At 64.7% G+C, this 22,526-nt stretch carries 13 protein-coding genes and 3 pseudogenes; 6 read left to right on the forward strand and 10 right to left on the reverse strand.

Features of this window, described 5'->3' with window-relative positions:
* Positions 1–200: 200 nt before the first annotated feature.
* The 4 genes from QFZ94_RS31140 to QFZ94_RS31155 all read right to left on the reverse strand — a co-directional run bounded on the left by QFZ94_RS31140 (position 201) and on the right by QFZ94_RS31155 (position 7,815).
* Complete coding sequence (locus QFZ94_RS31140; protein ID WP_429461612.1) at positions 201–1,391, reverse strand: MFS transporter; 1,191 nt, start codon at positions 1,389–1,391, stop codon at positions 201–203.
* Positions 1,392–1,611: 220 nt separating this feature from the next.
* Positions 1,612–3,216: an efflux transporter outer membrane subunit gene (locus QFZ94_RS31145; protein WP_429461614.1), complete on the reverse strand. Its 1,605-nt coding sequence runs from the start codon at positions 3,214–3,216 to the stop codon at positions 1,612–1,614.
* 2 nt (positions 3,217–3,218) lie between these two features.
* Positions 3,219–4,529: an efflux RND transporter periplasmic adaptor subunit gene (locus QFZ94_RS31150; RefSeq protein ID WP_429461616.1), complete on the reverse strand. Its 1,311-nt coding sequence runs from the start codon at positions 4,527–4,529 to the stop codon at positions 3,219–3,221.
* A gap of 103 nt (positions 4,530–4,632) precedes the next feature.
* Positions 4,633–7,815, reverse strand: a complete 3,183-nt coding sequence (locus tag QFZ94_RS31155; protein ID WP_429461618.1) for an efflux RND transporter permease subunit — start codon at positions 7,813–7,815, stop codon at positions 4,633–4,635.
* 421 nt (positions 7,816–8,236) lie between these two features.
* Here QFZ94_RS31155 and QFZ94_RS31160 point away from each other — a divergent pair, with 421 nt between their 5' ends.
* On the forward strand, positions 8,237–8,449 hold the full coding sequence (locus tag QFZ94_RS31160) for a hypothetical protein (protein ID WP_176109797.1): 213 nt from the start codon (positions 8,237–8,239) through the stop codon (positions 8,447–8,449).
* A 218-nt stretch (positions 8,450–8,667) separates the two neighbouring features.
* The gene (locus QFZ94_RS31165; protein ID WP_429461621.1) at positions 8,668–9,705 is read left to right on the forward strand and encodes a serine/threonine protein kinase; all 1,038 of its coding nucleotides are present in this window, start codon (positions 8,668–8,670) and stop codon (positions 9,703–9,705) included.
* A 19-nt stretch (positions 9,706–9,724) separates the two neighbouring features.
* Here QFZ94_RS31165 and QFZ94_RS31170 read toward each other — a convergent pair whose 3' ends face one another.
* A complete protein-coding gene (locus tag QFZ94_RS31170) occupies positions 9,725–11,623 on the reverse strand; it encodes a DUF3857 domain-containing transglutaminase family protein (RefSeq protein WP_429461623.1) in 1,899 nt (632 codons plus the stop codon).
* Positions 11,624–11,956: 333 nt separating this feature from the next.
* Between QFZ94_RS31170 and QFZ94_RS31175 the strand changes: the two genes are divergently transcribed.
* Both QFZ94_RS31175 and QFZ94_RS31180 read left to right on the forward strand, forming a co-directional pair.
* Positions 11,957–12,670, forward strand: a complete 714-nt coding sequence (locus QFZ94_RS31175; RefSeq protein ID WP_429461625.1) for a PepSY-associated TM helix domain-containing protein — start codon at positions 11,957–11,959, stop codon at positions 12,668–12,670.
* A 93-nt stretch (positions 12,671–12,763) separates the two neighbouring features.
* A pseudogene (locus QFZ94_RS31180) lies at positions 12,764–13,879 on the forward strand (IS256 family transposase); the annotation flags it as partial.
* Here the strand turns inward: QFZ94_RS31180 and QFZ94_RS31185 are convergent.
* Entirely contained in the window at positions 13,858–15,093 is a 1,236-nt protein-coding gene (locus QFZ94_RS31185) for an IS110 family transposase (RefSeq protein WP_429459802.1), read from the reverse strand. The pseudogene QFZ94_RS31180 and the gene QFZ94_RS31185 overlap by 22 nt on opposite strands.
* A gap of 246 nt (positions 15,094–15,339) precedes the next feature.
* Here QFZ94_RS31185 and QFZ94_RS31190 point away from each other — a divergent pair.
* A pseudogene (locus QFZ94_RS31190) lies at positions 15,340–15,549 on the forward strand (transposase); the annotation flags it as partial.
* Positions 15,550–16,099: 550 nt separating this feature from the next.
* On the opposite strand, the gene QFZ94_RS31195 reads toward QFZ94_RS31190, so the two are convergent.
* The 4 genes and pseudogenes from QFZ94_RS31195 to QFZ94_RS31210 form a co-directional block, all read right to left on the reverse strand.
* Positions 16,100–16,375, reverse strand: coding sequence for a hypothetical protein (locus QFZ94_RS31195; RefSeq protein ID WP_429461627.1), 276 nt, complete (start codon positions 16,373–16,375; stop codon positions 16,100–16,102).
* Positions 16,356–16,861 (reverse strand): annotated as a pseudogene (locus tag QFZ94_RS31200) (DUF2778 domain-containing protein). The gene QFZ94_RS31195 and the pseudogene QFZ94_RS31200 overlap by 20 nt, the downstream one beginning before the upstream one ends.
* A gap of 471 nt (positions 16,862–17,332) precedes the next feature.
* Positions 17,333–18,751, reverse strand: coding sequence for a coniferyl aldehyde dehydrogenase (locus tag QFZ94_RS31205; RefSeq protein ID WP_429461629.1), 1,419 nt, complete (start codon positions 18,749–18,751; stop codon positions 17,333–17,335).
* A gap of 108 nt (positions 18,752–18,859) precedes the next feature.
* Positions 18,860–20,548: an isovaleryl-CoA dehydrogenase gene (locus QFZ94_RS31210; RefSeq protein WP_368624191.1), complete on the reverse strand. Its 1,689-nt coding sequence runs from the start codon at positions 20,546–20,548 to the stop codon at positions 18,860–18,862.
* Between the two features lie 327 nt (positions 20,549–20,875).
* Here QFZ94_RS31210 and QFZ94_RS31215 point away from each other — a divergent pair, with 327 nt between their 5' ends.
* On the forward strand, positions 20,876–22,501 hold the full coding sequence (locus QFZ94_RS31215) for a GMC family oxidoreductase (RefSeq protein ID WP_429461632.1): 1,626 nt from the start codon (positions 20,876–20,878) through the stop codon (positions 22,499–22,501).
* Positions 22,502–22,526 lie beyond the last annotated feature (25 nt).

The raw sequence follows: 22,526 nt of genomic DNA on the forward strand, positions 1-22,526 counted from the left end.
ATCGAGTATAGGAGACTGAAGGAGCGGCGCGGCGGCGCAAGCTTGCGCGCCGTCGCTTATTCGCAAGCCGCTGAACCCCGGCGCGACGGGCGCGCGGCGATTGGCGCGGCGCAACAAAACACGGCGGAAAGTGTCGAGCGTTCGCTTACGCAAGCCTTTCGTTTTGCGCCGATCCATGCGGGGTGGATCATCGCCTGCGGCTACTCCCGTGCGCGCAGGCGCGTCGCCGCGACCAGGCCGATCACGAGCAGCGCACCGACCAGCCCGACGACTCCGTTCCAGCCATGACCGGCCCACACGTGGCCGCCATACGAACCGACCAGGCTCGAGCCGATGTAGTACGCGAGCAGATACAGCGCCGCGGCCTGGCCTTTCGCATCTTTCGCCAGACGACCGACCCAGCCGCTCGCGACCGAATGACCGGCAAAGAACCCGAACGTTGCGCATGCGATGCCGGTCGCGATCGCCGCGAGCGGATGCAGCATCGTCAGCGCGAGGCCGAACACCATCAGCAGCAGGCTGCCGATCAGCACGCGCGCGCGACCGAACGTATCGGCCATGCGCCCGGACCACGGCGACGCGACCACACCGACCAGATAGACGATGAAGATCGCGCCGATCTCCGTCTGGTTCAGGCGATACGGCGGCGCGAGCAGCCGGTAGCCGATGTAGTTGTACAGCGTGACGAAGCTGCCCATCAGCACGAAGCCGAGCAGGAACAGCAGAGGCAAGCCCGGTCGCGTGAACTGCCGCAACAGCAGCGTGCGGTGATGCGCGAAGCCGAGGCCGCGGCGCGGCACGAAATGGCGTGATGGCGGCAGCAGCGCGCGGAACGCGAGCATCGACAGCAGGCCGAGCACGCCGATCGTGCCGATTGCGACGCGCCATGAAAACAGATCCGCGAGCACGCCGGTGATCACCCGTCCGGCCATGCCGCCGATCGCCGTGCCGCCGACGTACAAACCCATCGCGAGACCGAGGCCGTCGGGATGCACTTCCTCGGCGAGATAGGCCATCGCGACGGCCGGCACGCCGCCGAGCGCGAGCCCTTCGAGCGTGCGCAGCACGAGCAGCTGATTCCAGTGCGGCGCGACCGACACGCCAATCGTCAGCACCGACGACACCGTCAGCGACAGCGTCATCAGCTTGTGCCGGCTCCAACCCTCGGAGACGAAACCGGCGACGAAAATCGCCAGCGCGAGCGCCGCGGTGGATAGCGACAGCGACAGACTGCTTTGCGCCGGCGTCACGTCGAACGCTTCGGAGAACGACGGTAGCAGCGGCTGCACGCAGTAAAGCAGCGAGAACGTCGCGTAGCCGGCGAACAGCAGCGCGAGGCTGGCGCGCCAGTACGCGGGCGAGCCGCGTTCCAGATAGGGGATATCCGACACGGTGGTGGTGCGGGTGGAAGGAGCCGAAGCTGCGGCGGGGGAGGGAACGGCAGAAGCAGTCCGCTGGGATTGCGGCGGCAGGTTCACAACTGAACTCCTTGGGTCACACGGAAACGCGCAAAAGATGTTAAGGATACGCTGCAAACGCGTTTCGAGCCGGCGGCGCGGGCAACGCGGCGTGCCGCGTCACCCGAGCATGTCGCGCGCCCGTCTCCCTGCGCTAGCCGTGCGCCCCGGCTTCGCTGGCCGGCGTCGGCGTCTGCGTCGAACCGGAAGTCGCCGCAGGCCGATGGACGAGCGAAGCGTCGCCCGGCGAATCGTCGCCCGGCGAATCGTCGCCAGGCAGTACCGACGTATCCCAGCCGCCGCCGAGCGCCTTCACGAGCGCGACGCTCGCGGCCATCCGGCGGCGTGCGATCGACACGGCGTTGCGCTCGTTGGTGAGCGTGGTCGTCTGCGCGACGACCACGTCGAGGTAGGTGATCGCGCCGTTCCGGTAGCGGTCCGACACGACCGCGAGCGCGCGCCGCGCGGCCGCGACCGCGTCGTCCTGGGCAGCGGCTTCCTGTTCCAGCACGCGCAGCGCGGCGAGATTGTCCTCGACCTGGCCGAACGCGTTCAGCACCGTTTGCCGATATTGCGCGACGCTTTCGTCGTAGTGCGCGCGCGCCTGATCCTTGACGGCCGCGCGGCCGCCGAAGTCGAGCAGTGTGCCCGCGAGCGTCGGCCCGAGCGACCACAGCCGGCTCGGCGCGAGCAGCCATTGGCTGTAGTTGGTCGCTTCGAGTCCGCCCGTCACGGCCAGCACGAGATTCGGGAAAAACGCCGCGGTGGCCACGCCGATCTGCGCATTCATCGCGGCGACGTGCCGCTCGGCCGCCGCGATATCGGGACGCCGCTCGAGCAAGCCGGACGGCACGCCGGCCGCCGCGACGACCGGCACCGCGACGAGCGGCGCGACCGGCAGCGTGAAGGTCGACGGCGGCTGGCCGATCAGGATCGCGATCGCATGTTCGAGCTGCGCGCGCTGCACGCCGAGATCGAGCGCCTGCGCCTGGGTCGTCTTCAGCTGCGCTTGTGCCTGCGCGACATCGGCATCGGTCGCGATGCCGCCGGCGTAGCGATGCTGCGTCAGTTCGAGCGCCTCCTGGTAGGCCTTGATCGTGTCGCCGAGGAGTCGGCGCTCCTGATCGAGTCCGCGCAGCTCGAAGTAATCGGTGGCGAGCTCGGCCTGCATCGACAGCAGCGCGGCGTCGACGTCGGCGGCGCTCGCCTGCGCGCCAGCCTTCGCGCCTTCGACGCTGCGCGACACGCGGCCCCACAGGTCCGGTTCCCACGACGCGTCGACCTGCACCAGATAGTCGTTCAGCGCGAGACCGGCGGTCGATTTATGCAGCACGTTCTCCGAGGTCCGCGTGCGCGAATACTGGACGCCCGCGGTGACTACCGGGAAGAATTGCGAGCGATACTGCGCGACGCTCGCGCGCGCCGCGCGAAAGCGCGCCTCGGCGGCCTGCACGTCCTGGTTCGCGCTCGCGACCTGCGCTTCGAGTGCATCGAGCGACGCGTCGCCGTAGATGCGCCACCACGCGCCGCGCGTGAGCGTGTCGGCCGGTTGCGCGGGCTTCCAGCCGGTGCCTTCGAGTTCGCGCCAGGTCGCGGGTGTGACGGCGGCGGGCTTCACGTAGTCGGGGCCGACGGTGCAGGCGCCGAGCGCACCGGCGAGAGTCAGCGCGACTGCCGGGGCGCGAATGGAAGCGTTCGCCGACCCGCGCGCGAAATCAGCCGATGACGCAAGCACGCGCCGCAAAACCGACACCTTCATGATCACGTCCTCGCGCCCGACCGCGCGTCGGCTTGCGCCGCCGGCGAGCTGGCCGCCGCGCCGGTCGCACCGGCGGCTCCAGCCGTGCCTTCCGGCGCCGCACCGCCTTCCGCCTTGCGCGGCACGATCCGCACCGGTGCGCCATCGACGATCGAATCCTGCGGATTCAGGATCACCTGCTCGTTGCCCTGCAAACCCGCCACGATCGCGACGCGCGTGCCGAAGTCCGTGCCGAGCGATACCGGCACCAGCTTCACCTTGTGCTGCGGATCGACGGTCGCGACCTTGACGCCGTCGGGACGGAACAGCAGCGCGTTGCCCGGCAGCGTGAACGACGCCGTGCCCGCGCCGAGCGCGAAATGCACCTGCGCGTACGCGCCCGGCAACAGCTCGCCGCTGCGATTGTCGACGTCGACTTCGACGAGCATCGTGCGCTGCTGCGGATCGACCGCACCTGCGGTGCGCGCGACCGTACCCGGGTAGTGCCGCGACGGCGTCTCGGTCAGCGTCAGAAACGCGCTTTGCTGCGCGCGCACCTGCTGCGCGTACGCTTGCGGCACGTTCACATAGACGCGCAGCCGGTCCGCCTGCGCGACATGAAACATTTCCTTCGCGGGGCCGCCCGAGCTGCCCGCGTCGATCAGCGCGCCGACGTCGACGTTGCGCGCGGTCACGGTGCCGTCGAACGGTGCATAGACCTTCTGGAACGACTGCGTCTTTTCGAGTCGCGCGACGTTGAAACGCGCGGCGTCGAGCGTGGCTTTTTTCGCGAGCATGTCGCCGACTTTCTCGTCGGTCTCCTGTTTTGACACCGACTTGCTTTTGAACATATCCGTCCAGCGATCCGCGGTGCTCTTCGCCAGCGCGTAATTCGCTTCGGCGTTCGCGAGATCGGCGCGGGCGGCGCGCAACTGGTCGTCGATTTCGGGCGTGTCGATTTCCGCGAGCAACTGGCCGCTCTTCACACGCGTGCCGATGTCGGCGTACCACTTCTTCAGATAGCCGCTGGTGCGCGCGTAGATCGGCGTGTCGAGGAAGGCCTGCACGTTGCCGGGCAACGTCAGATCGAACCCGGCCGACGACTTTTGCGGCTGCACGACTTCGACGCTCATCTGGCTCGTGTGCTCGGCATCGCGTTCGAGCGCCGCATGCGCATCGTGGCGCGACCAGATCCCTTGCGCGGCGAGCGCGAGCACCGCAACGGCGGTGGCAATCATGATCAGGCGCGTGCGTCGCGCTTTCGCCGGATCATGCGCGGCGTGGCCGCCAGAGCCCGATCCTGAACCCGAGCCGCCGGGACGTTGTGCTTCCATCAAGCTTCCCCTTCGAAATTGCATGGGCAGTCGAGGCTGCCTCTTGTGTCGTGGCATCGCATGATGCGCGTGCCGGCCGGAACGGTTATCGCGTGCGGGATGTTCATGGCTTCTGCACCACGTGTTCCGCGGCGCGCTGATGCCGCGCCGCGAGCCGTCGATAGATCATCGAGAACACGACCGGCACGAAGATCAGCGTGGCCAGCGTGCCGACCGCGAGCCCGCCGATCACCGCGCGCCCGAGCGGCGCGTTCTGCTCGCCGCCTTCGCCGAGACCGATCGCCATCGGCACCATGCCGATCACCATCGCGAGCGCGGTCATCAACACCGGGCGGAAGCGCGTGAAGCCCGCTTCGATCGCCGCGCGGGTCGCGTCGCCGTGCAGCAGCAATTGTTCGCGCGCGAAGCTGATCACCAGAATCGAGTTCGCGGTCGCGATGCCGATACACATGATCGCGCCGGTGAGAGCAGGGATCGACAGTGTGGTGTGCGTGAGGAACAGCATCCACACGATGCCCGCGAGCGCGCCGGGCAGCGCGGTGATGATGATGAACGGATCGAGCCACGACTGGAAATTGACGACGATCAGCAGATACACGAGCAGCACCGCGAACAGCAGACCGGCGAGCAGGCCCGAGAACGACTCGTTCATCGTTTGCACCTGGCCGCGCAGTTCGATCGTCGAGCTCTTCGGCAACTCGGCTTTCGATTCGTCGATGATCCTGCGGATGTCGTCGGACACGCCGCCGAGGTCGCGGCCGTCGGCGGTGCCGTAGATGTCGATCGTGGTTTGCGCGTTGTAGTGCGTGAGCACCGCGTTGCTGGCTTCGCGGCGCATTGTCGCGAGCGAGCCGAGAATGTTGTTGCGGCCGTTGGCGTTCAACGGAATGTTCGCGAGCGATTGCAGCGAATCGATCGTGTATTGCGGCGCTTCCGTGATCACGTTGTAGCTGACGCCGTTGCGCGGATTGAGCCAGAACGTCGGCGTGGTCTGCTGGCTGCCCGACAGCGTGATCAGCAGATTGCTCGCGATATCGCGCTGCGAAAAACCCGCTTGCTGCGCGCGCGTGCGATCGACGTCGATGAAAATCCGCGGCAGATCGGCGGGCTGCTGGATGCGCGCATCGACGAGGCCCGGCACCGTGCGCAGACGGTTCAGCAGCTTAGCGGCGAACGCACGATTGGCGGCCACCTCACGGCCGACGATCTGGATGTCGATCGCCGACGGCATGCCGAAGTTCAGCGTCTGACTGACGATATCGGCCGGCAGAAACGCGAACTGCACGCCGGGGAATTCGTCGGTGAGCGTGCGCCGCAAGGTGCGCACATAGCCGGCGCTCGGATGATGTTCGGGGTTCAGCGTGATCAGGATGTCCGAGTCGGAGGTGCCGATCGTGCCCGTGTTGCTGTACGACAGGTTGATACCCGACACCGGCAGGCCGATGTTGTCGATGATCGAATGCAGTTCGCCGGCCGGAATCAGCTGGCGGATGCGCGCATCGACGCGATCGGTCAGCACCGCCGTTTCCTCGACCCGCATGCCGGTTTTCGCGCGCATGTGCAGTGCGATCGTGCCGGCATCGACGGCGGGGAAAAAGTCGCGGCCGATAAACGGCAACAACAGCAGCGACGCGCCACAGCACACGAGAAACAGCGTAACGAACAGGCTCGGCCGCGCCATGCGCGCTTCGAGAAACACGCGATAGCGCTCGCGCAAACGCGAGAAACCGCGTTCGAACGCGTAGTGCACGCGCATGAACGGATTGCGCGTTTGCGCCGGCGCGTGATGCAGATCAGCGGGCTTGTGGTGATAGCGCAGCAGATACTTCGCGAGCGTCGGCACGAGCGTACGCGAGAAGAAGTACGACGCGAGCATCGCGAACACCACCGCTTCGGCGAGCGGAATGAACAGGTAGTGCGCGACACCGGTGAGCAGAAACATCGGCACGAACACGATGCAGATCGACAACGTCGACACCAGCGTCGGAATCGCGATCTGATGCGCGCCGTCGAGAATCGCCTGTTCTAGCGTCTTGCCCTGTTCGAGCTGATGGCTGATGTTCTCGATCGCGACGGTCGCATCGTCGACCAGAATCCCGACCGCGAGCGCGAGCCCGCCGAGCGTCATGATGTTGATCGTCTGGCCGAGCGCGGACAACGCGATGATCGACGTGATCATCGACAACGGAATCGATACCGCGATGATCAGCGTCGCGCGCCAGTTGCCGAGGAACAGCAGAATCATCAGGCCCGTCAGACACGCGGCGATCAGCGCTTCACGCAGCACGCCCTCCACCGATGCACGCACGAACAGCGACTGGTCGGCGACAGGGTCGATATTCAGCGACGGCGGCACCAGATTGCGCAGCGTCGGCATCATCGTCTTGATACGGTCGACGATATTGAGCGTGGACGTGTTGCCGCTTTTGTTGATCGTCAGCAGCGCGGCGCGCTGGCCGTTCACGCGCACGATGTTGGTCTGCGGCTGGTAGCCGTCGCGCACGTGCGCGACGTCGCGGATATAGACGGTGCCGTTTGCGGTGGTGCGGATCGGAATGTTGTTCAGCCCGGCGAGCGAATCGGGGCTGCCGTTCATTACCACAGAGTACTCGGTCGAGCCGATCTTCGCGGTGCCCGAAGGCAGAATCAGGTTCTGCGCGGAGACCGCGCTGACCACGTCCATCGGCGACAGATTGCGCTCCTGCAACTTGCGCGAATCGATATCGATCATGATCTGCCGTTGCTTGCCGCCATACGGCAGCGGCGCGGATGCTCCGGGCACGGTGGCGAGCTGCGTCTTCAGGAAGTTATTGCCGAAGTCGAACAGCTCCTGCTCGGTCAGCGACGCGGACGACAACGCGAGGCGCAGAATCGGCACCGTCGACGCGTTGTAGCGCAGGATGAACGGCGGCGTGATGCCGGGCGGCAGCGAGCGCACTTGCGACTGCGACAGCGCGGTGACCTGCGCGAGCGCTTCGTCGATATTCGCGCCCGGCTGGAAAAAGATCTTGATGACCGTGATGCCGTTCAGCGACGTCGATTCCGTGTGTTCGATATCGTTGACCGCCACCGACAAGCCGCGCTCGTAGTTCAGCGCGATGCGCCGCTCCATTTCGTCGGCGGGCAGGCCGTTGTACGACCAGATCACCGACAGCACCGGAATATCGATGTTCGGAAAGATGTCGGTGGGTGTGCGCAGAATCGTCAGTGGCCCGACGATCAGCAATAGCAACGCCAGCACGACGAACGTATAGGGGCGCCGTAGCGCGAGACGAACGATCCACATGACTAGCGCAGACTGATGAAATCAGCGGCGGCCGCGCCGCGCGGATCGGAAACGCAGGCGCGCCCCGTCGGCGCGAAGGCAGGTGCGAAGCTGCGCGTTAGCCGCATCTTGCAGATCGTTCTGGTAATGCACGTTTTTGATGTCTCCCCCCGACAGGGTTTATGATGGTCTTCATTACGACGTCTGACGCCGAGATCATCGGCCGTGCGCAGCGCAATGGGAATAGGGCGAAACGACTGGTAAAAGCCTTCTATTCGCCTTCCCAAAGCCCCGCAAAGCGGGAACAATGACTCGAACCTCTCACGCGCCATGCGCGCGACAGATTAAGTGCGCACGCAACGTCCAATGCGAAGCGGCGTTTTTATCATCACCTCGACCGGCGTGAAATCATAAAGCCGGCTAAGGGAAGCGGGGAATTATCATGGAAGTCGGTTCCATTGTCCGATCGGTACATATCGCCGTGCCGCAAGGCGCGCGCGGAATCGTCATGCGCATTCTTGGCGACATGGCGATGGTGGCGTGGTACGCCGGCGAGCCCGGCGCATCGCGGCAGCTCAACACCGAACCCTTTTTCCTCGAAGATCTGATCGATACCGGCGACCTGATACGTCCGGCCGGCGCGCAGACGCATTGAACGAGAGGCTTATCTGTTGCTCATTGCCGTTGTGTGACACGCAGGAGCGGGCTGTAGTGATGTTGTAAGGTGAGATCGGCTCGCCGGCATCGCTGCGGGTCGATGCGCGCGTCGATCCACGGCGCGCCGCAAATCAGCCCGTATTTCTAGCGATGCCCCGCACGTATTACGAGCCGTCGCCCTCGTCTTTAGCCGCGGCGCGGCGCACAATGCGGGGCATGAACGACACCATTCCCGATAATTCCCATCCTGAGGCCGGCGCCGATGGCGCCGTGCCGTTCGCGCGGCTCACGCCGGAAACCGTGCTGGACGCGATCGACGGCGTGCTCGCAACGACCGGCGTGCGGACCGACGGCCGTCTGCTGCCGCTCAACAGCTACGAAAATCGCGTGTATCAGGTCGGCGTCGAAGACGGTCCGCCCGTGGTCGCGAAGTTCTATCGTCCCGAGCGCTGGAGCGACGCGGCGATTCTCGAAGAGCACGCGTTCGTCGCCGAACTCGCCGCGCGCGAGATCCCGGCCGTGACCGCGCGCGTGCTCGATGGCCGCACACTGCATAGCTTCGACGGTTTCCGCTTCTCGGTCTTCGAGCGACGCGGCGGCCGCGCGCCGGATCTCGACCGGCGCGACACGCTCGAATGGCTCGGACGTTTCATCGGGCGCATTCATGCGATCGGACAGACCCAGGACTACGAGGAACGTCCCACGTTGAACATCGACACGTTCGGCTACGAGCCGCGCGACTTCCTGCTGGCGCATCGTTTCGTGCCCGACGACTTGCGAACCGCGTGGGAAACCGTCGTGAATCTCGCGCTCGAAGGTGTCGCGCGTGCGTTCGAGCGGGCCGGCGAGATTCGCACGTTGCGTCTGCACGGCGACTGTCATCCGAGCAACGTGTTGTGGACCGATGCGGGCCCGCATTTCGTCGATTTCGACGACAGCCGCATGGGTCCCGCGATTCAGGACCTGTGGCTGCTGTTGCCGGGCGAACGCGCGGAGGCGTCGCGCGCGCTCGCCGATCTGCTCGCCGGCTACGAGGATTTCTGCGAGTTCGAGCCGCGCGAACTGCATCTGATCGAAGCGCTGCGCACGTTGCGGCTGATTCACTATCAGGCGTGGCTCGCGCGCCGCTGGAACGATCCGGCGTTTCCGGCCGCGTTTCCATGGTTCAACACGCAGCGCTACTGGGAGGATCGCATCCTCGAGATGCGCGAGCAGATCGGCGCGATGCAGGAAGGCCCGTTGTGGCCGGTTTGACGCGTTGACGCGTTGATGTTCAAGGCGCCTGCGACGCCACGTTCGACGACTCCACCAGCGTCGACCTGACGATCACCTCCGCGCGCACGTCCCGTCCGATCGCTTCGATCGCGGGACGCATGCGCGTGAAATCATCGGGCGTGCAGACGTCGCTGTCGAAATGGGTGGCGCCGTCGCGCGTCATCGTGACCACGTTGCTGAGCGGATCGAACGCGTACTCGGACGTGAAATCGACGAAGCGGTCCTGCGTGCGTTGCGCCTCCGGCATGTCGAGCACGCGGAAGTTGGCCGGCAGCTCGATGCGCGCGCGTTCGTGGATCGCGAGGTTGTGACACACGAACGGCTGCGTGCGCTTGCGTTCGCCGAGCCAGTAGCGCGTATCGGCCTCGACGCCGCCGCCGAGGCTCGTCAGGGCCGGGATCGATGCGGTCATGCCGGTCACCACGAGACTTTCCAGCGTGCCTTTCATCGTCAGCGTGAGCGGGCCGTCGGCCGCGCTGAGGTCGCTCGTCGTCAGCGTCGCGGTGCCGCGCAGATTCGCGTTGCGCAGCTCGGCCTGAATCGATTCCTCTCGTTGCGCGGGCGTTTGCGTGCGCAGCCGCGCGCGGGCCTGCTCGGCGTACGGTCCGGCATCTTGCAGCCGATACGTGAAGCTCGCCGAGCCGTCAGGTTCGATCTTGATCGCGAGATCGGTGCTGCGCGACATCGGCGCGGTGGCCGGTGTTTGCGCGAGTACGCCGTCGTCGATCAACACGGTAGGACGGTCCATATCGGACGAAGGCAGAAAACCGAACTCGACGTTCGACGCGGTCGAATCCGCGTACATCTGCAAATCGGGCAGCCACGTGATCGCATGATTGATGACGCCGTAGCCGGGCACACTCGGCAGCGTGTAGATCGTGCCGCTGCTGATCAGCGCCGGCTCGTTGCGCACGCCGACCGTGTCGAGCAGCGCGCCGTAGAGCGCGACGTGGTCCTTGCAATCGCCATAGCGGTTCGCGAGGATGGCGCTCGCGCTGTGCGGCACGACGGAGCCGCGTCCGACGTAGATCGCGACATAGCGGATGTTGCGGCGCACCCAGTCGTATAGCGTTTTGGCTTTGTCGCGCGGGGTGTGATCGTGCGCGGTCAACTTTTGCGCGAGCTGGGTGATCGCGGCGTCGTGCGTGCCCGGGTCGGCTGCGGAACTGCGATAGGACGCGGCGAACGCGGCATAGCTCGGAAAGGTCGACACCATCAGCCGATCCCCGTACGACACGTATGCAATCGAGCCGCGTTCGAGCCGGTCGAAATGCGCCTTGTCGTAGCGGAATTCGTAGCGCGTGCGGCCGTCGCGCGTGATGGGCGTCACCGTGCTGAAGCCACGGGCGTCCGCGTACAGCGGCTTGTCGGCGGGCAGGTCGTAGATCAGGCGGAAGTTGCGGGTCGGCGCGAGATCGGGCGGCGTGAAGTCGCTGAATTCGCCCGGCACGATCGGCTGATGCTGCGTCTTGCGGTAGGTCAGATGCACGCGCGCGCCGGGTTCGACCGCGGGGAACACGATCACCTTTTCCTGGATGTCCTGGAACATCGGCGCGTCGAACGAGCGGACTTCCTGCACGTCGCGGATCTGCTCGGGCGATACGTCGTGACGTTTGCCGTCGGCGGTGACCGTGTAGGCCTCGAGAATCTGCACGTCGGCCATGTTGCGGTTGAACCAGACGTATTGCTGCGCGACCCGCTCGACACCGGCTTCGTTGTTCACGCGCAGCGTCATCGAATCGAGCTTCGCATACGAGCCGTCCGCGTTGATGGTGAAGGTCTGCGTCTCGCCCTCGTTGGTATAGGGGTCGTCCAGTTTGACCGGCGCGCTCGCGCTCGCGGCATCGATGCCGGCCAGCCAGCCGGCGGTGGCAAGGACCACGAAGCAGAGTCGCATGACGGCAGGTATCCCCGGACGGCGGCGTTGACGGCATCGCCAGCTAGCGTCGTTTCGCGCCGCGCGGATGTCAAGCGGCTGGCGCGCATTGGGAGGCGACTCGAAGATTGCCCGGCGGGTATGCACTGCGCGCCCACGGCGTCACGACATTGAGCCAAACACTTAATTGTGTAATGATAATGTTTCTCAATTGAAAGGCATCGCAAGCTTTTTGTCACGCTACTCCCCTGTGACTCGCCAGCCAGCCCTTCGCGCGGATCGCCCGGATCACAAGCCGGCCGGTCCGCCTGTTCTCACTCGAATTCTTCCTACCGCTCTAGCCTGGAGTCCGTTTTGAACGCGCCTGAATCGATCGATCTGAAACCTACCGTCGCCGCGCCGGGCGTCCCCAGGCCGGGCGCCACCGCGCAACAGGCGCCGCGGCGGCAGCGTTCGCGTCGTGCGACCTTCATCAAGGGGCTGCGCAACGTGCATGGCTGGATCGGCTTGTGGGGCGCGGTGCTCGGGCTGATGTTCGGCGTGACCGGCTTCCTGCTCAATCATCGCGCCGGTCCGCTGAAAATTTCGACGGGGGCGCCGCAGGTCGAGGAAATGCAGATCGCGGTGCCTGAGAAGCCGCTGCACTCGCCGGCAGAGATGGCGAAGTGGCTGCAACGCGAGTTGAAGATCGACGGCAAGCCGGGGCGCGCGAAGCGCGAGCCCGCGCATCCGGTCGCATGGGGCGATCACCGCACCATTCAGCCTGAGCAATGGCAGGTCGGCATCATGGGCCCGGGGCAGAGCGTGCAGGCCGAGTACTGGGTCGGCAACGGCTTCGTGACGGTGAAGCACACGCGCAACTCGTTTTTCGCGACGCTGAGCAATCTGCACAAGGGCGTGGGTCTCAGCGTCGGGTGGGTGCTGTTGATCGACACGATCGCGGGCAGCCTGATTCTGCTGTCGCTGACCGGCGTGCTGCTGTGGACCGAATTGAATAAACGCCGCGTGGTGGGCGTGGTACTGGTGAGCGGCTCGGTGATCGCGGCAGTGGTTTGCGGCTTGATGTGAGCGCGGAAGGCACGCCGGGTTCCCTCCGCCTGGTTCGTTGAGCCTGTCAGAAATTTTGTGTTCAAGGCATAACATGTACCCAAAGGAGCATGTATGCCAAGCAAACCAAAAGCAGGGTCTGCGCCCCCGCCTGAGCTGCCCGCGATTCCAGAGGAGCTCATCGATGAGTTCGTGAAGGGTCCGATGACGGCGGAAGCGGTGCAGGCAGCCTCGATGGCGTTCAAGAAGGCGCTGATCGAGCGTGCGCTGGGCGCCGAGCTAAAACATCACCTGGGCTATCCGAGCGGAGGCCAACGCCCGCCGGAGTCGACCAACCAGCGCAACGGCAGGAGCGGCAAGACCCTGTTGACGGAGGACGGCCCGTTGCGGGTAGACATTCCGCGCGACCGTGACGGCAGCTTCGAACCGATCCTGATACCACGGCACGAACGCCGCTTTACCGGCTTCGACGACAAGATCATTGCGATGTACGCGCGAGGCATGACCGTGCGTGAGATACAGGGCTTTCTGGCCGAACAGTACGGCACCGAAGTATCGCCGGAGTTCATCAGCTGTGTCACCGATGCGGTGACTGAGGAGATCACAGCCTGGCAGGGCCGTCCGCTCGAGCCAATGTATCCGGTGGTGTTCTTCGACGCGCTGCGTGTGAAGATCCGCGACGAAGGGATGGTGCGCAACAAGGCGATCTATCTGGCGCTGGGGATCCTGCCCGACGGCACGCGTGACATTCTCGGACTGTGGATCGAGAACACCGAGGGCGCGAAGTTCTGGATGAAGGTCTTCAGCGATCTGAAGACACGCGGCGTGCAGGACATCCTGATTGCCGTCACCGACGGACTGAAGGGCATGTCCGACGCGCTTGAAGCGGTCTTCCCGGCGACCACGCTGCAGACCTGTATCGTGCACCTCATCCGCAATTCGCTCGACTATGCCGGCTGGAAGGAGCGTCGGGAGCTGGCCGCAGCCCTGCGTCCAATCTACACGGCGGCCAGTGCTGCTGCAGCCGAGGCGGAGTTGCTTGCCCTGGAACGGGGCCCGTGGGCAAGCAGGTTCCCGACGGTCATGGCAGCCTGGCGCCGCGCATGGGTTCGCGTGATTCCGTTCTTCGCGTTTCCGCCTGAGGTGCGCAAGGTCATCTACACCACGGATGAAATACACAAGCCCTCACGCCGTACTTCGCTCGTTCGCTATGTCCGCGCTTCCGGCCACCGTATCGGCGCGCTGTCTGATTTGGGGCGCGACTGCTTCCATCGGTTAAACAGTCTCTGATAGGTTCGCTCGGACTGCTCGGCCATGGCTCGCTCCTGCTGGCGGACGCTCTTCAGACTGTAGGCGGCAGCCGAACCTTTGCGCGAGCCATGCTGCGCCGGCATTCCAGCCTGCAGTTCCAGCGCGCGCAGCTTGTGCGCGGTTAACGCGGGACGATCCCACGCGAACGGTTCGCCACGTGTCATCACATACCAGACGATCACGGCGAGCTTGCGAGCGGTCGCTACGACGGCAATTTGTTGGCCGCGGCGATCGCGCACGCGCAGGAAGAAGGCGCGCAGTGGCCCGGGCGCCTGCGTGGCGCCCCAGGCAGCCTCGACCAGCATCGCCCGTGCGTAAGAGCGGCCGCGCTTGGTGATGTGGCCGTGCCTGGCCGGTGTTGGGCCGGATTGATAGACCGACGGATTGAGCCCGAAGTAGCTCACCAGCTTCTCCGGATTCGGAAACCGCTCGATGTCGCCGATGGCCGATAGCAGCCCGATCGCCACCGTGGTATTGACGCCGGTAATCGTCAGCATCACGCGTAGTCGCGCGTCGTCGATGGTCGCTTGCGCGAGTGCCTGCTCCACCTCACGCAGATCTTCGCCGAGGCGGTCCAGTTCGCGCAGTCGCTGCTCGATGCCCAGGCGTTCATCCAGCGGCAGCGGTTGAACGCTGAGCCATGCACGCCCCTTCCTGCCAAACAGATCGGTGGCAGGACACCGCTCGATCAGATGCGCCGCCAGCACGGCGTGAACCTCGTTCTTCAGCCGCGTGCGTTGCCGCACCAGCTGCGAACGGCGCGAGATCTGCCGACGCAACGCCAGCGTGCGCTCGTCTGGCATCCAGACTTCCGGCAGAAAGCCGCTTGCATACAGTTGTGCCAGCACGGCCGCATCGATCTTGTCCGTTTTGACGCGGGCTTCGGCGATCAGCCGGACTTGCAGCGGATTCGCAATCGCCACACGCGCGACGTGACGGCGGAGCACGTTGACGATGGCGGCAGTGTTGCCGGTTGCCTCGAGCACCACGTGATCGGTGGCACGTAGGTTCTCGGCAAAGCGTTCCAGCTGGTCGCGTCGCAACCCGGTACGGCCGCCGGCATGCATCAGGCCATTCTCCAGGTACGCGATCTCGGCCACGGAGCGCGAAACATCAAATCCCACGATTCGCATAACCGTCTCCCGTATCAGATCACTGTTGGGAGCCGGTGGGGCAGCACGACAACTACGGATTCGCGCTCACAGCGCAACCGGGCGGGTCGCAGGGGCGGCCAACTACTAACACGAGCTCGCGGCTCATCATGTAACAACGGCCTGCCCACCCGAAGTGCTCCCCAGTGCCCCTGTCCCGGATGGTCACACCATACGCTCAAACCGCTGGGCGCGGGAACGCGAGGCACCGGCTATATCATGCCGGTTACCAATTCGCTGGAGAGCGTGAATGCACAGCTGCGCAAGATCATAAAGACGCGCGGACACTTCCCGTCCGATGAAGCGGCGACCAAACTGCTCTGGCTTGCGCTGCGCAAAATCACCAGCGACTGGCACCGTGCGGCCCACGACTGGAAGGCCGCCATGCGGCAGTTCGCGATCCTCTACGAGGATCGCTTCACACGACCCAACAGCTAGAATGAAATTGATCGCCTGCCACGCCTGAAATGTTCAGACGCCTTGCACACAAAAATTCAGACACTCCCTCTTGTGTTGGTCTTTTCTTGCCGAACGCCGGGTTTGTGCAGCCATGCTATGACCTCCGGAATCCAGTAAAACCCCGGCGTCGTCGCTTCCGCATACAGGAAATCGACTATCGGCCCGTCATGTGTAAAGCGGAGCATCTTTGTTTGCGTAAAGGCGCATTAAGCCGGTCGCGCAAGGTCGGATCATTGGCCAGCGCGGGATAATCGCGCACGATATGACCACGGATACGCACCACTACCTCATGCGGACCGAGGGACCCGCTTAAGAGCTAGCGGTTTAAAGCTGTCTTCTTTGCCTACTTTCTTTGCAGCAACAAAGAAAGTAGGTGCCGCCCCGCACAGGGGCAACGCTAATAGACCGATAAGAAAGCAAGGAAAGGCCAACCCCGTAAGAACACCGACAAAATAAATATCCCTATCGAAGCCGTCACGCTATGCGGCGCCCGACGATCTCTTGCGCGACGTGCGCGGCCTGCAAGCCGTTACGATTCTATGTGCCTATTCCAGCCCCGCCAGCACCGCCATAGCCTGATAATCGCCAAATACGCTAACGCCGCCACAAGCAGATCAATAGTCACCCACACGACGAAATACAAATCCTCGGGATCGCGGATTCCAAGCCAGCGCGAAGCACGCCACCAAATCACCGACTGGCTTTCAGGCATTGGCCAGGGATACGTGTGGATATAGGGTACGGCGAGACAGAACAGACCGACAAACAGCGCGATCTTGAATAGCCTACGGGCAAGTGCTGCCATACGTGATGACCTCGATTGTTCCGTACGCGCGAAGCCCCGAACTGCGGGCAGGAATAGTAGTGGTGTGGATCAGCGCGTTGCGGATTCTCATGAAATCGCTATGGCTCGGCACGGTAATACAACCAAGTGAAATACCTTGACCGCCTGCCGGATGCAACCGGAACTGCCCGCGCCTTAGGTTATGTCATCAATGCTGCCGTCATCCCGATAGAGCGCGAACCATTCACTGTGATTCGAAGGCGTGCCGAATGCTGAGTTGAAGGTATCTTGAGCCCACGCGTAAGCCTGAGAGCGGATGCCGCCCTTGGGGCGGTCAACGATCCAATATTTACCCGCCGGTATAGGGCCGTCGTTAGGCACCGCTGTGCATCCGCCGCGATTGCGATATTGATGGTGACCTGAAAACGCGTTGAATGTGCCGACGCCGAAAATCGTCAGTGGCGACAACGGCGCGTTATTCACAAGAAATGTTCCTTCGTACGCCACGTATGTTGTCCTGGAGAAGGTTTATGACCGCTGGGCGGCTTGAAAATCTCGCCGCTGGGTAATACAAAATGCGGGCATCCTTTTTTACTCGGCTTAAATCTGAGTGGCGATAAGAGTGTGCTGATAATTTGCGAACAAACGGCTGGGCCCCAGCGAAGCCCCGAAACAACCAGTGGTTTTGGAACAGGGTTTCGGCGCGCGCAGCGCCGCCGGAAGAATGACTGCCTTGTCACTAGCGCCGAATGTGCGGAAGCCCGGATTCCAGATGCACCACTACCTCGTGCGGACCGAGGGACCCGCTTAAGAGTTAGCGGTTTAAAGCTGTCTTCTTTGCCTACTTTCTTTGCAGCAGTAAAGAAAGTAGGTGCCGCCCCGCACAGGGGCAACGCTAATAGACCAATAAGTCAGCAAGGAAAGGCCAACCCCGCCAAGAACAAAGACAAAAAAGGCCTCACCGCCCAAGATGAAAAATCAAAACCTCATCATCAACTTCAACAACGCGTTCACGCGTCTCCCATACGGCGGCGAGATCAACCCACGCGCGTTGAGGCGCGCCTGCATAAGCACAGGCTTCATCTTCGAAAAAGTAACGAACCCCTCATACCCGTGGTACGCCCCCATGCCACTCGCTCCAACCCCGCCGAACGGCAAACTCTCACACGCAAGCTGCATTAACGTCTCATTAACCGCCATTCCACCGGCAATAGTTTCGAGCGTGACACGCTCAACAGTCCGCGCATCGTCGGCATAGAGATAAAGCGCCAGCGGCCGCGGCCGCGCATTGATCCACGCGATCGCGTCATCAAGCGTGTCATACGGCACGAGCGGCAACAGCGGCCCAAAAATCTCCTCCTGCATCAGCGCGCATTCGTTCGGCGCGCCAGTCACGGCAATCAGCGGAAAGCGCCGGCTCGCGGCATCGGGCGTCGCGTCGGTCAGCGCGTGCAACTGCGCGCCCGCAGCCCGCGCTTCGTCGGCGAGACGTTCGAGCCGCTCGAAGTGCCGCGCCGAAATGATCGACGTGTAGTCCGGGTTCTGCGCGAAGTCCGGGTACATCCTCGCCATTCGCACGCGCGCCCGTTCGATGAACGCCTGCTCCTTGCCGCGCGGCACCAGCACATAGTCGGGCGCGATACAGGTCTGCCCAGCGTTCAGCGTCTTGCCGGCGATCAGGTTGTCGACCGCGTTGTCGAAACGCGCATGCGCGCCGATCAGCGCCGGCGACTTGCCGCCGAGTTCGAGCGTGACCGGCGTCAGATGCTCGGCCGCCGCGCGCATCACTTCGTGACCGACCTTGGTCGAGCCGGTGAACAGCAGATGATCGAACGGCTGCGCGCTGAACGCGGCCGCGAGCGCCGCGTCGCCGTTGACGACCGCGACGTGATTGCGCGCGAAGGTCTGGCCGATCAGCAACTCGAATAGCGCCGAGGTACGCGGCGTCAGCTCGGACATCTTGATGATCGCGCGATTGCCGGCCGTCAGCGCGCTGATCAACGGCCCGACCGCGAGCAACACCGGATAATTCCACGGCACGATGATGCCGACCACGCCGAGCGGCTGCGGCACCACCTTCGCGCGCGCCGGCAGCAGCCACTTGTTGGTGCGGCGGCGCTGCGCTTTCATCCAGCGCTTGCCGTGACGCAGCGCTGCGTCGATCTCTTCCTTCACGAGCAGGAATTCGGCGAGCAGCACTTCTTCTTTCGCTCGATTGCCGAAGTCCGCGTGCATCGCATCGGCGAGCGCGTCGCGATTGTCGAGCATCAGCTTGCGCAGCGCGCGCAGATGCGTCGCGCGCGTGTCCCACGACGGATACGGCGCGCGCAGGTACGCGTGACGCTGATCGCGCAGCAGCGCTTCGAGCGCGGCGACCCCCGACAGATCATTCTTCATGTGAGTCCACTCCCTGATGGATGACGATGCGCGTCGAGCGCGCTTATTGGTTTGAGCTTGCGTCGGTATTGCGAGCGGAGCGCCCGCAGTTAGCGGGCCCCGCCGCGCTTAAGCGGGAAAGGCGCGCTCGATGATCGCCGCGTGATCGAACGTGGCCGGCAGCGTGCCGTACACGCGGCCGCTTTCGCCGCAGCCGTCGGCGACACGCGTTGCGATGAATGCGTCGGCGACCGCCGCGGGCGCGTGCTGCGCGAGCAGCGTGGCCTGCGCGATCAGCACGATCTGCTGCGCGATACGTCGTGCCGATGCCTCGCGCTGTTCGGCTGGCCCGTTCAGCGTCGCGGCGAGCCGCGCGAGCGCCGCGCCCAATGCTGGATGCGCGCGCGCGACGTCCTGCCAGGCGGCGAACAGCGCTTGCGCGGCTTGCGGCTCGCGTTCCATCGCGCGCAGCACGTCGAGGCACATCACGTTGCCCGAGCCTTCCCAGATCGAGTTGACCGGCGCCTCGCGATAGAAGCGCGCCATCGGCCCGGTTTCGACGTAGCCGTTGCCGCCCCACACTTCCATCGCCTCGCCGGTGAATTCGAGCGCGCGCTTGCAGACCCAGTACTTCGCGGCCGGCGTAACGATGCGCCGCCATGCGCGTTCGGCCAATGAAGCCGACGACGCATCGGCGGATTGCTCGAACGCGCGCGCGAGACGCATGAACAGCACCGTCGCCGCTTCCGATTCGAGCGCGAGATCGGCGAGCACGTTGCGCATCAGCGGCTGCTCGGCGAGGTGCCGGCCGAACGCGCTGCGATGCCGCGCATGATGGATCGCCTGCACGAGCGCGGCGCGCATCAGCGCGGCGCTGCCGATCACGCAGTCGAGCCGCGTGTAGTTCGCCATTTCGATGATGGTCGGCACGCCGCGTCCTTCGTCGCCGATCATCACGCCGTACGCGTCGAGAAATTCGACTTCGCTGCTTGCGTTGGAGCGGTTGCCGAGCTTGTCCTTCAGACGCTGGATCTGCACCGCGTTCTTGCTGCCGTCCGGCGCGAAGCGCGGCACGAAAAAGCACGACAGTCCCTCGTGCGTGTCGGTGCGCGCGAGCACCAGATGCGCGTCGCATTGCGGCGCCGAGAAAAACCACTTATGACCGATGAGCCCGTAGGCGCCGCCGCGCCCGCCGGCTCCGTCGAGCGCATGCGCTCGCGTCTGGTTGCTGCGCACGTCGGAGCCGCCCTGTTTCTCGGTCATGCCCATGCCGATCATCATCGAGCGCTTCTGCGTGAGCGGCACGTCGCGCGGATCGTGCTCGCGCGTGTACAACTGCTCGCGCAGTGTCTTGAACAGCGCGGGCTCGCGCTGCAATACCGGAATGCTCGCGAAGGTCATCGTTAGTGGACACAGCGAGCCGGATTCGATCTGCGCATGCATGAAGTAGCCAGCGCAGCGCGCGGCCATCGCGCCACTTCGCGGATCGGAAAACGGCAGCGCGTGCAGTCCTTCGCGACGCAGCAGCGCGAGCAGTTCGTGCCATGCGGGATGAAACTCGAGCGCGTCGATGCGCTCGCCGCGTGGACTATGCGTGACCAGCTCCGGCGTATGGCGGTTGGCGAGCTCGGCGAGCGCGAGCGTCTCGGGTGTCGTCAGCGCCGCGCCGTGTCGCAGCAGCGCCTCGCGATGCCAGCTCGCGCCGTCGCGATCGACGGCCGCGCTCAAGGCGGCGTCACTCCCGAACAGGTTGTAGTCCGCGAGCGCAGGCGCCTGATTCGTCACCTCGTGAGTCTGTCCGAAGCCGTGCCGTTCCATCTGCTGTCTCCGTGTTTTCGCTATTGTGCGCCGCTTTGCCGACGGCATCCGCGATGCGTCTCGACGCATCTGTTCGAGCGCGGCGCGTGATGTTGCATGCGCGGAGAAGGCGCGCGTCGCGCCATGTTTGAAAGCCGCGCACGGCCCACAGACGGCGACGTGCGCGACTTGCATCATAGGGGCGCGATGCCGCCGGCGTTTAGAGGAATCGTTCTGTCAGTAAGCCGCCGCGGCCCCAAAACGCTCCCTACAATGCGCAGAAAACACACGTAGACAAGTGTGCACGGGACAGGGTCCGCGAGCAACGCGGCCCATCAGGAGGAGCGCATGCAATACGACTACATCATCGTCGGTGCGGGCTCGGGTGGCTGCACGCTCGCGAGCCGTCTCGCGGATAGCTGTCCCGACGCGACCATCGCGCTGGTCGAAGCCGGTCCGCATACCGGGCGCAATCTGCTGGTGAACATGCCGGTCGGCGTCGCGGCCGTGGTGCCGAACCGGCTGAAGACCAACTACGGCTACCTGAGCACGCCGCAGCCGGGGCTCGCCGGTCGCCAGGGCTATCAGCCGCGCGGACGCGGTTTCGGCGGATCGAGCGCGATCAACGCGATGATCTACACGCGCGGCCATCCGCTCGATTACGACGAGTGGGCGCGGCTCGGCTGCGACGGCTGGTCGTGGGCCGAGGTGCTGCCGTATTTCCGCCGCGCCGAAGACAACCAGCGCGGCGCCGATGCATGGCATGGCGAGGCCGGTCCGCTGACGGTGTCGGATCTGCGCTTCAAGAATCCGTTTTCAAAGCGCTTCGTGCAGGCCGCGCTCGAAGCGGGCTACAAGGCGAACGACGATTTCAACGGCGCGGACCAGGAAGGCATCGGCTTCTATCAGGTCACGCAACGCGACGGGCGACGCTGCAGCGTTGCGCGCGCGTATATCTACGACCGGCCGCGCGCGAACCTGCACACGATCGCCGATGCAACCGTGCTGCGCGTCGTGTTCGACGGCAAGCGCGCGAGCGGCGTCGAGATCGCGCGCGCCGGCCGGATCGAAACGCTCGCCGCGCGCGCCGAGGTCGTGCTCGCCGCGGGCGCGTTCAACTCGCCGCAACTACTGATGTGCTCGGGCATCGGGCCGGCCGCGCAGTTGCGCTCGCTCGGCATCGACGTGCTGCACGACGCACCCGAAGTCGGCCAGAACCTGACCGATCACATCGATTTCACGATCAACAAGCGGGTGAGGTCGATCGAGCCGGTCGGTTTCTCGGTGCGCGGCATCGCGCGGATGCTGCCGCAATTCGTCACGTTCATGCGGCACGGGCGCGGCATGCTGTCGAGCAACGTCGCCGAGGCGGGCGGGTTTCTGAAGACCCGGCCGACACTCGAGCGGCCCGATCTGCAATTGCATTTCTGCGCGGCGATCGTCGACGATCACAACCGCCATATGCACTGGGGCCACGGCTATTCGCTGCACGTGTGTGTGCTGCGTCCGCATAGCCGCGGCACCGTGACGCTCGCGAGCGCCGATGCGCGTGTCGCGCCGCTGATCGATCCGCGCTTTCTGAGCGATGCGCGCGATCTCGATCTGCTCGTCGAGGGCGCGAAGATCGCGCGGCGCATTCTCGACGCGCCGTCGCTCGCGCTGCACGGCGGCAAGGAGTTATATACGCGGCCGGGGCAATCGGACGCTGAACTGCGCCAGACGATCGCCGAGCGCGCGGACACGATCTATCACCCGGTCGCCACCTGCCGGATGGGCGGCGACGCGCGCTCGGTCGTCGATCCGCAATTGCGCGTGCGCGGCGTGACGGGGTTGAGGATCGTCGATGCGTCGGTGATGCCGACCCTGATCGGCGGCAACACCAACTCGCCGACGGTCATGATCGGCGAACGGGCGGCGGAGTTGATCGCGGCAAGCCGGCGACAAGGAGCTGGGCTGTCGGCGCAGGCGGCTTGATCGCCGCTGACGACGAGTTCGAGAA

Source organism: Paraburkholderia sp. JPY465 (assembly GCF_050436725.1).
Classification (GTDB): domain Bacteria; phylum Pseudomonadota; class Gammaproteobacteria; order Burkholderiales; family Burkholderiaceae; genus Paraburkholderia; species Paraburkholderia youngii.

Coding starts and splice junctions, on each gene's coding strand:
- QFZ94_RS31205 (WP_429461629.1), bottom strand. CDS start 18,751: ATGAAGAATGATCTGTCGGGGGTCGCCGCGCTCGAAGCGCTGCTGCGC.
- QFZ94_RS31155 (WP_429461618.1), bottom strand. CDS start 7,815: ATGTGGATCGTTCGTCTCGCGCTACGGCGCCCCTATACGTTCGTCGTG.
- QFZ94_RS31185 (WP_429459802.1), bottom strand. CDS start 15,093: ATGCGAATCGTGGGATTTGATGTTTCGCGCTCCGTGGCCGAGATCGCG.
- QFZ94_RS31150 (WP_429461616.1), bottom strand. CDS start 4,529: ATGGAAGCACAACGTCCCGGCGGCTCGGGTTCAGGATCGGGCTCTGGC.
- QFZ94_RS31210 (WP_368624191.1), bottom strand. CDS start 20,548: ATGGAACGGCACGGCTTCGGACAGACTCACGAGGTGACGAATCAGGCG.
- QFZ94_RS31145 (WP_429461614.1), bottom strand. CDS start 3,216: ATGAAGGTGTCGGTTTTGCGGCGCGTGCTTGCGTCATCGGCTGATTTC.
- QFZ94_RS31160 (WP_176109797.1), top strand. CDS start 8,237: ATGGAAGTCGGTTCCATTGTCCGATCGGTACATATCGCCGTGCCGCAA.
- QFZ94_RS31170 (WP_429461623.1), bottom strand. CDS start 11,623: ATGCGACTCTGCTTCGTGGTCCTTGCCACCGCCGGCTGGCTGGCCGGC.
- QFZ94_RS31215 (WP_429461632.1), top strand. CDS start 20,876: ATGCAATACGACTACATCATCGTCGGTGCGGGCTCGGGTGGCTGCACG.
- QFZ94_RS31165 (WP_429461621.1), top strand. CDS start 8,668: ATGAACGACACCATTCCCGATAATTCCCATCCTGAGGCCGGCGCCGAT.
- QFZ94_RS31195 (WP_429461627.1), bottom strand. CDS start 16,375: ATGGCAGCACTTGCCCGTAGGCTATTCAAGATCGCGCTGTTTGTCGGT.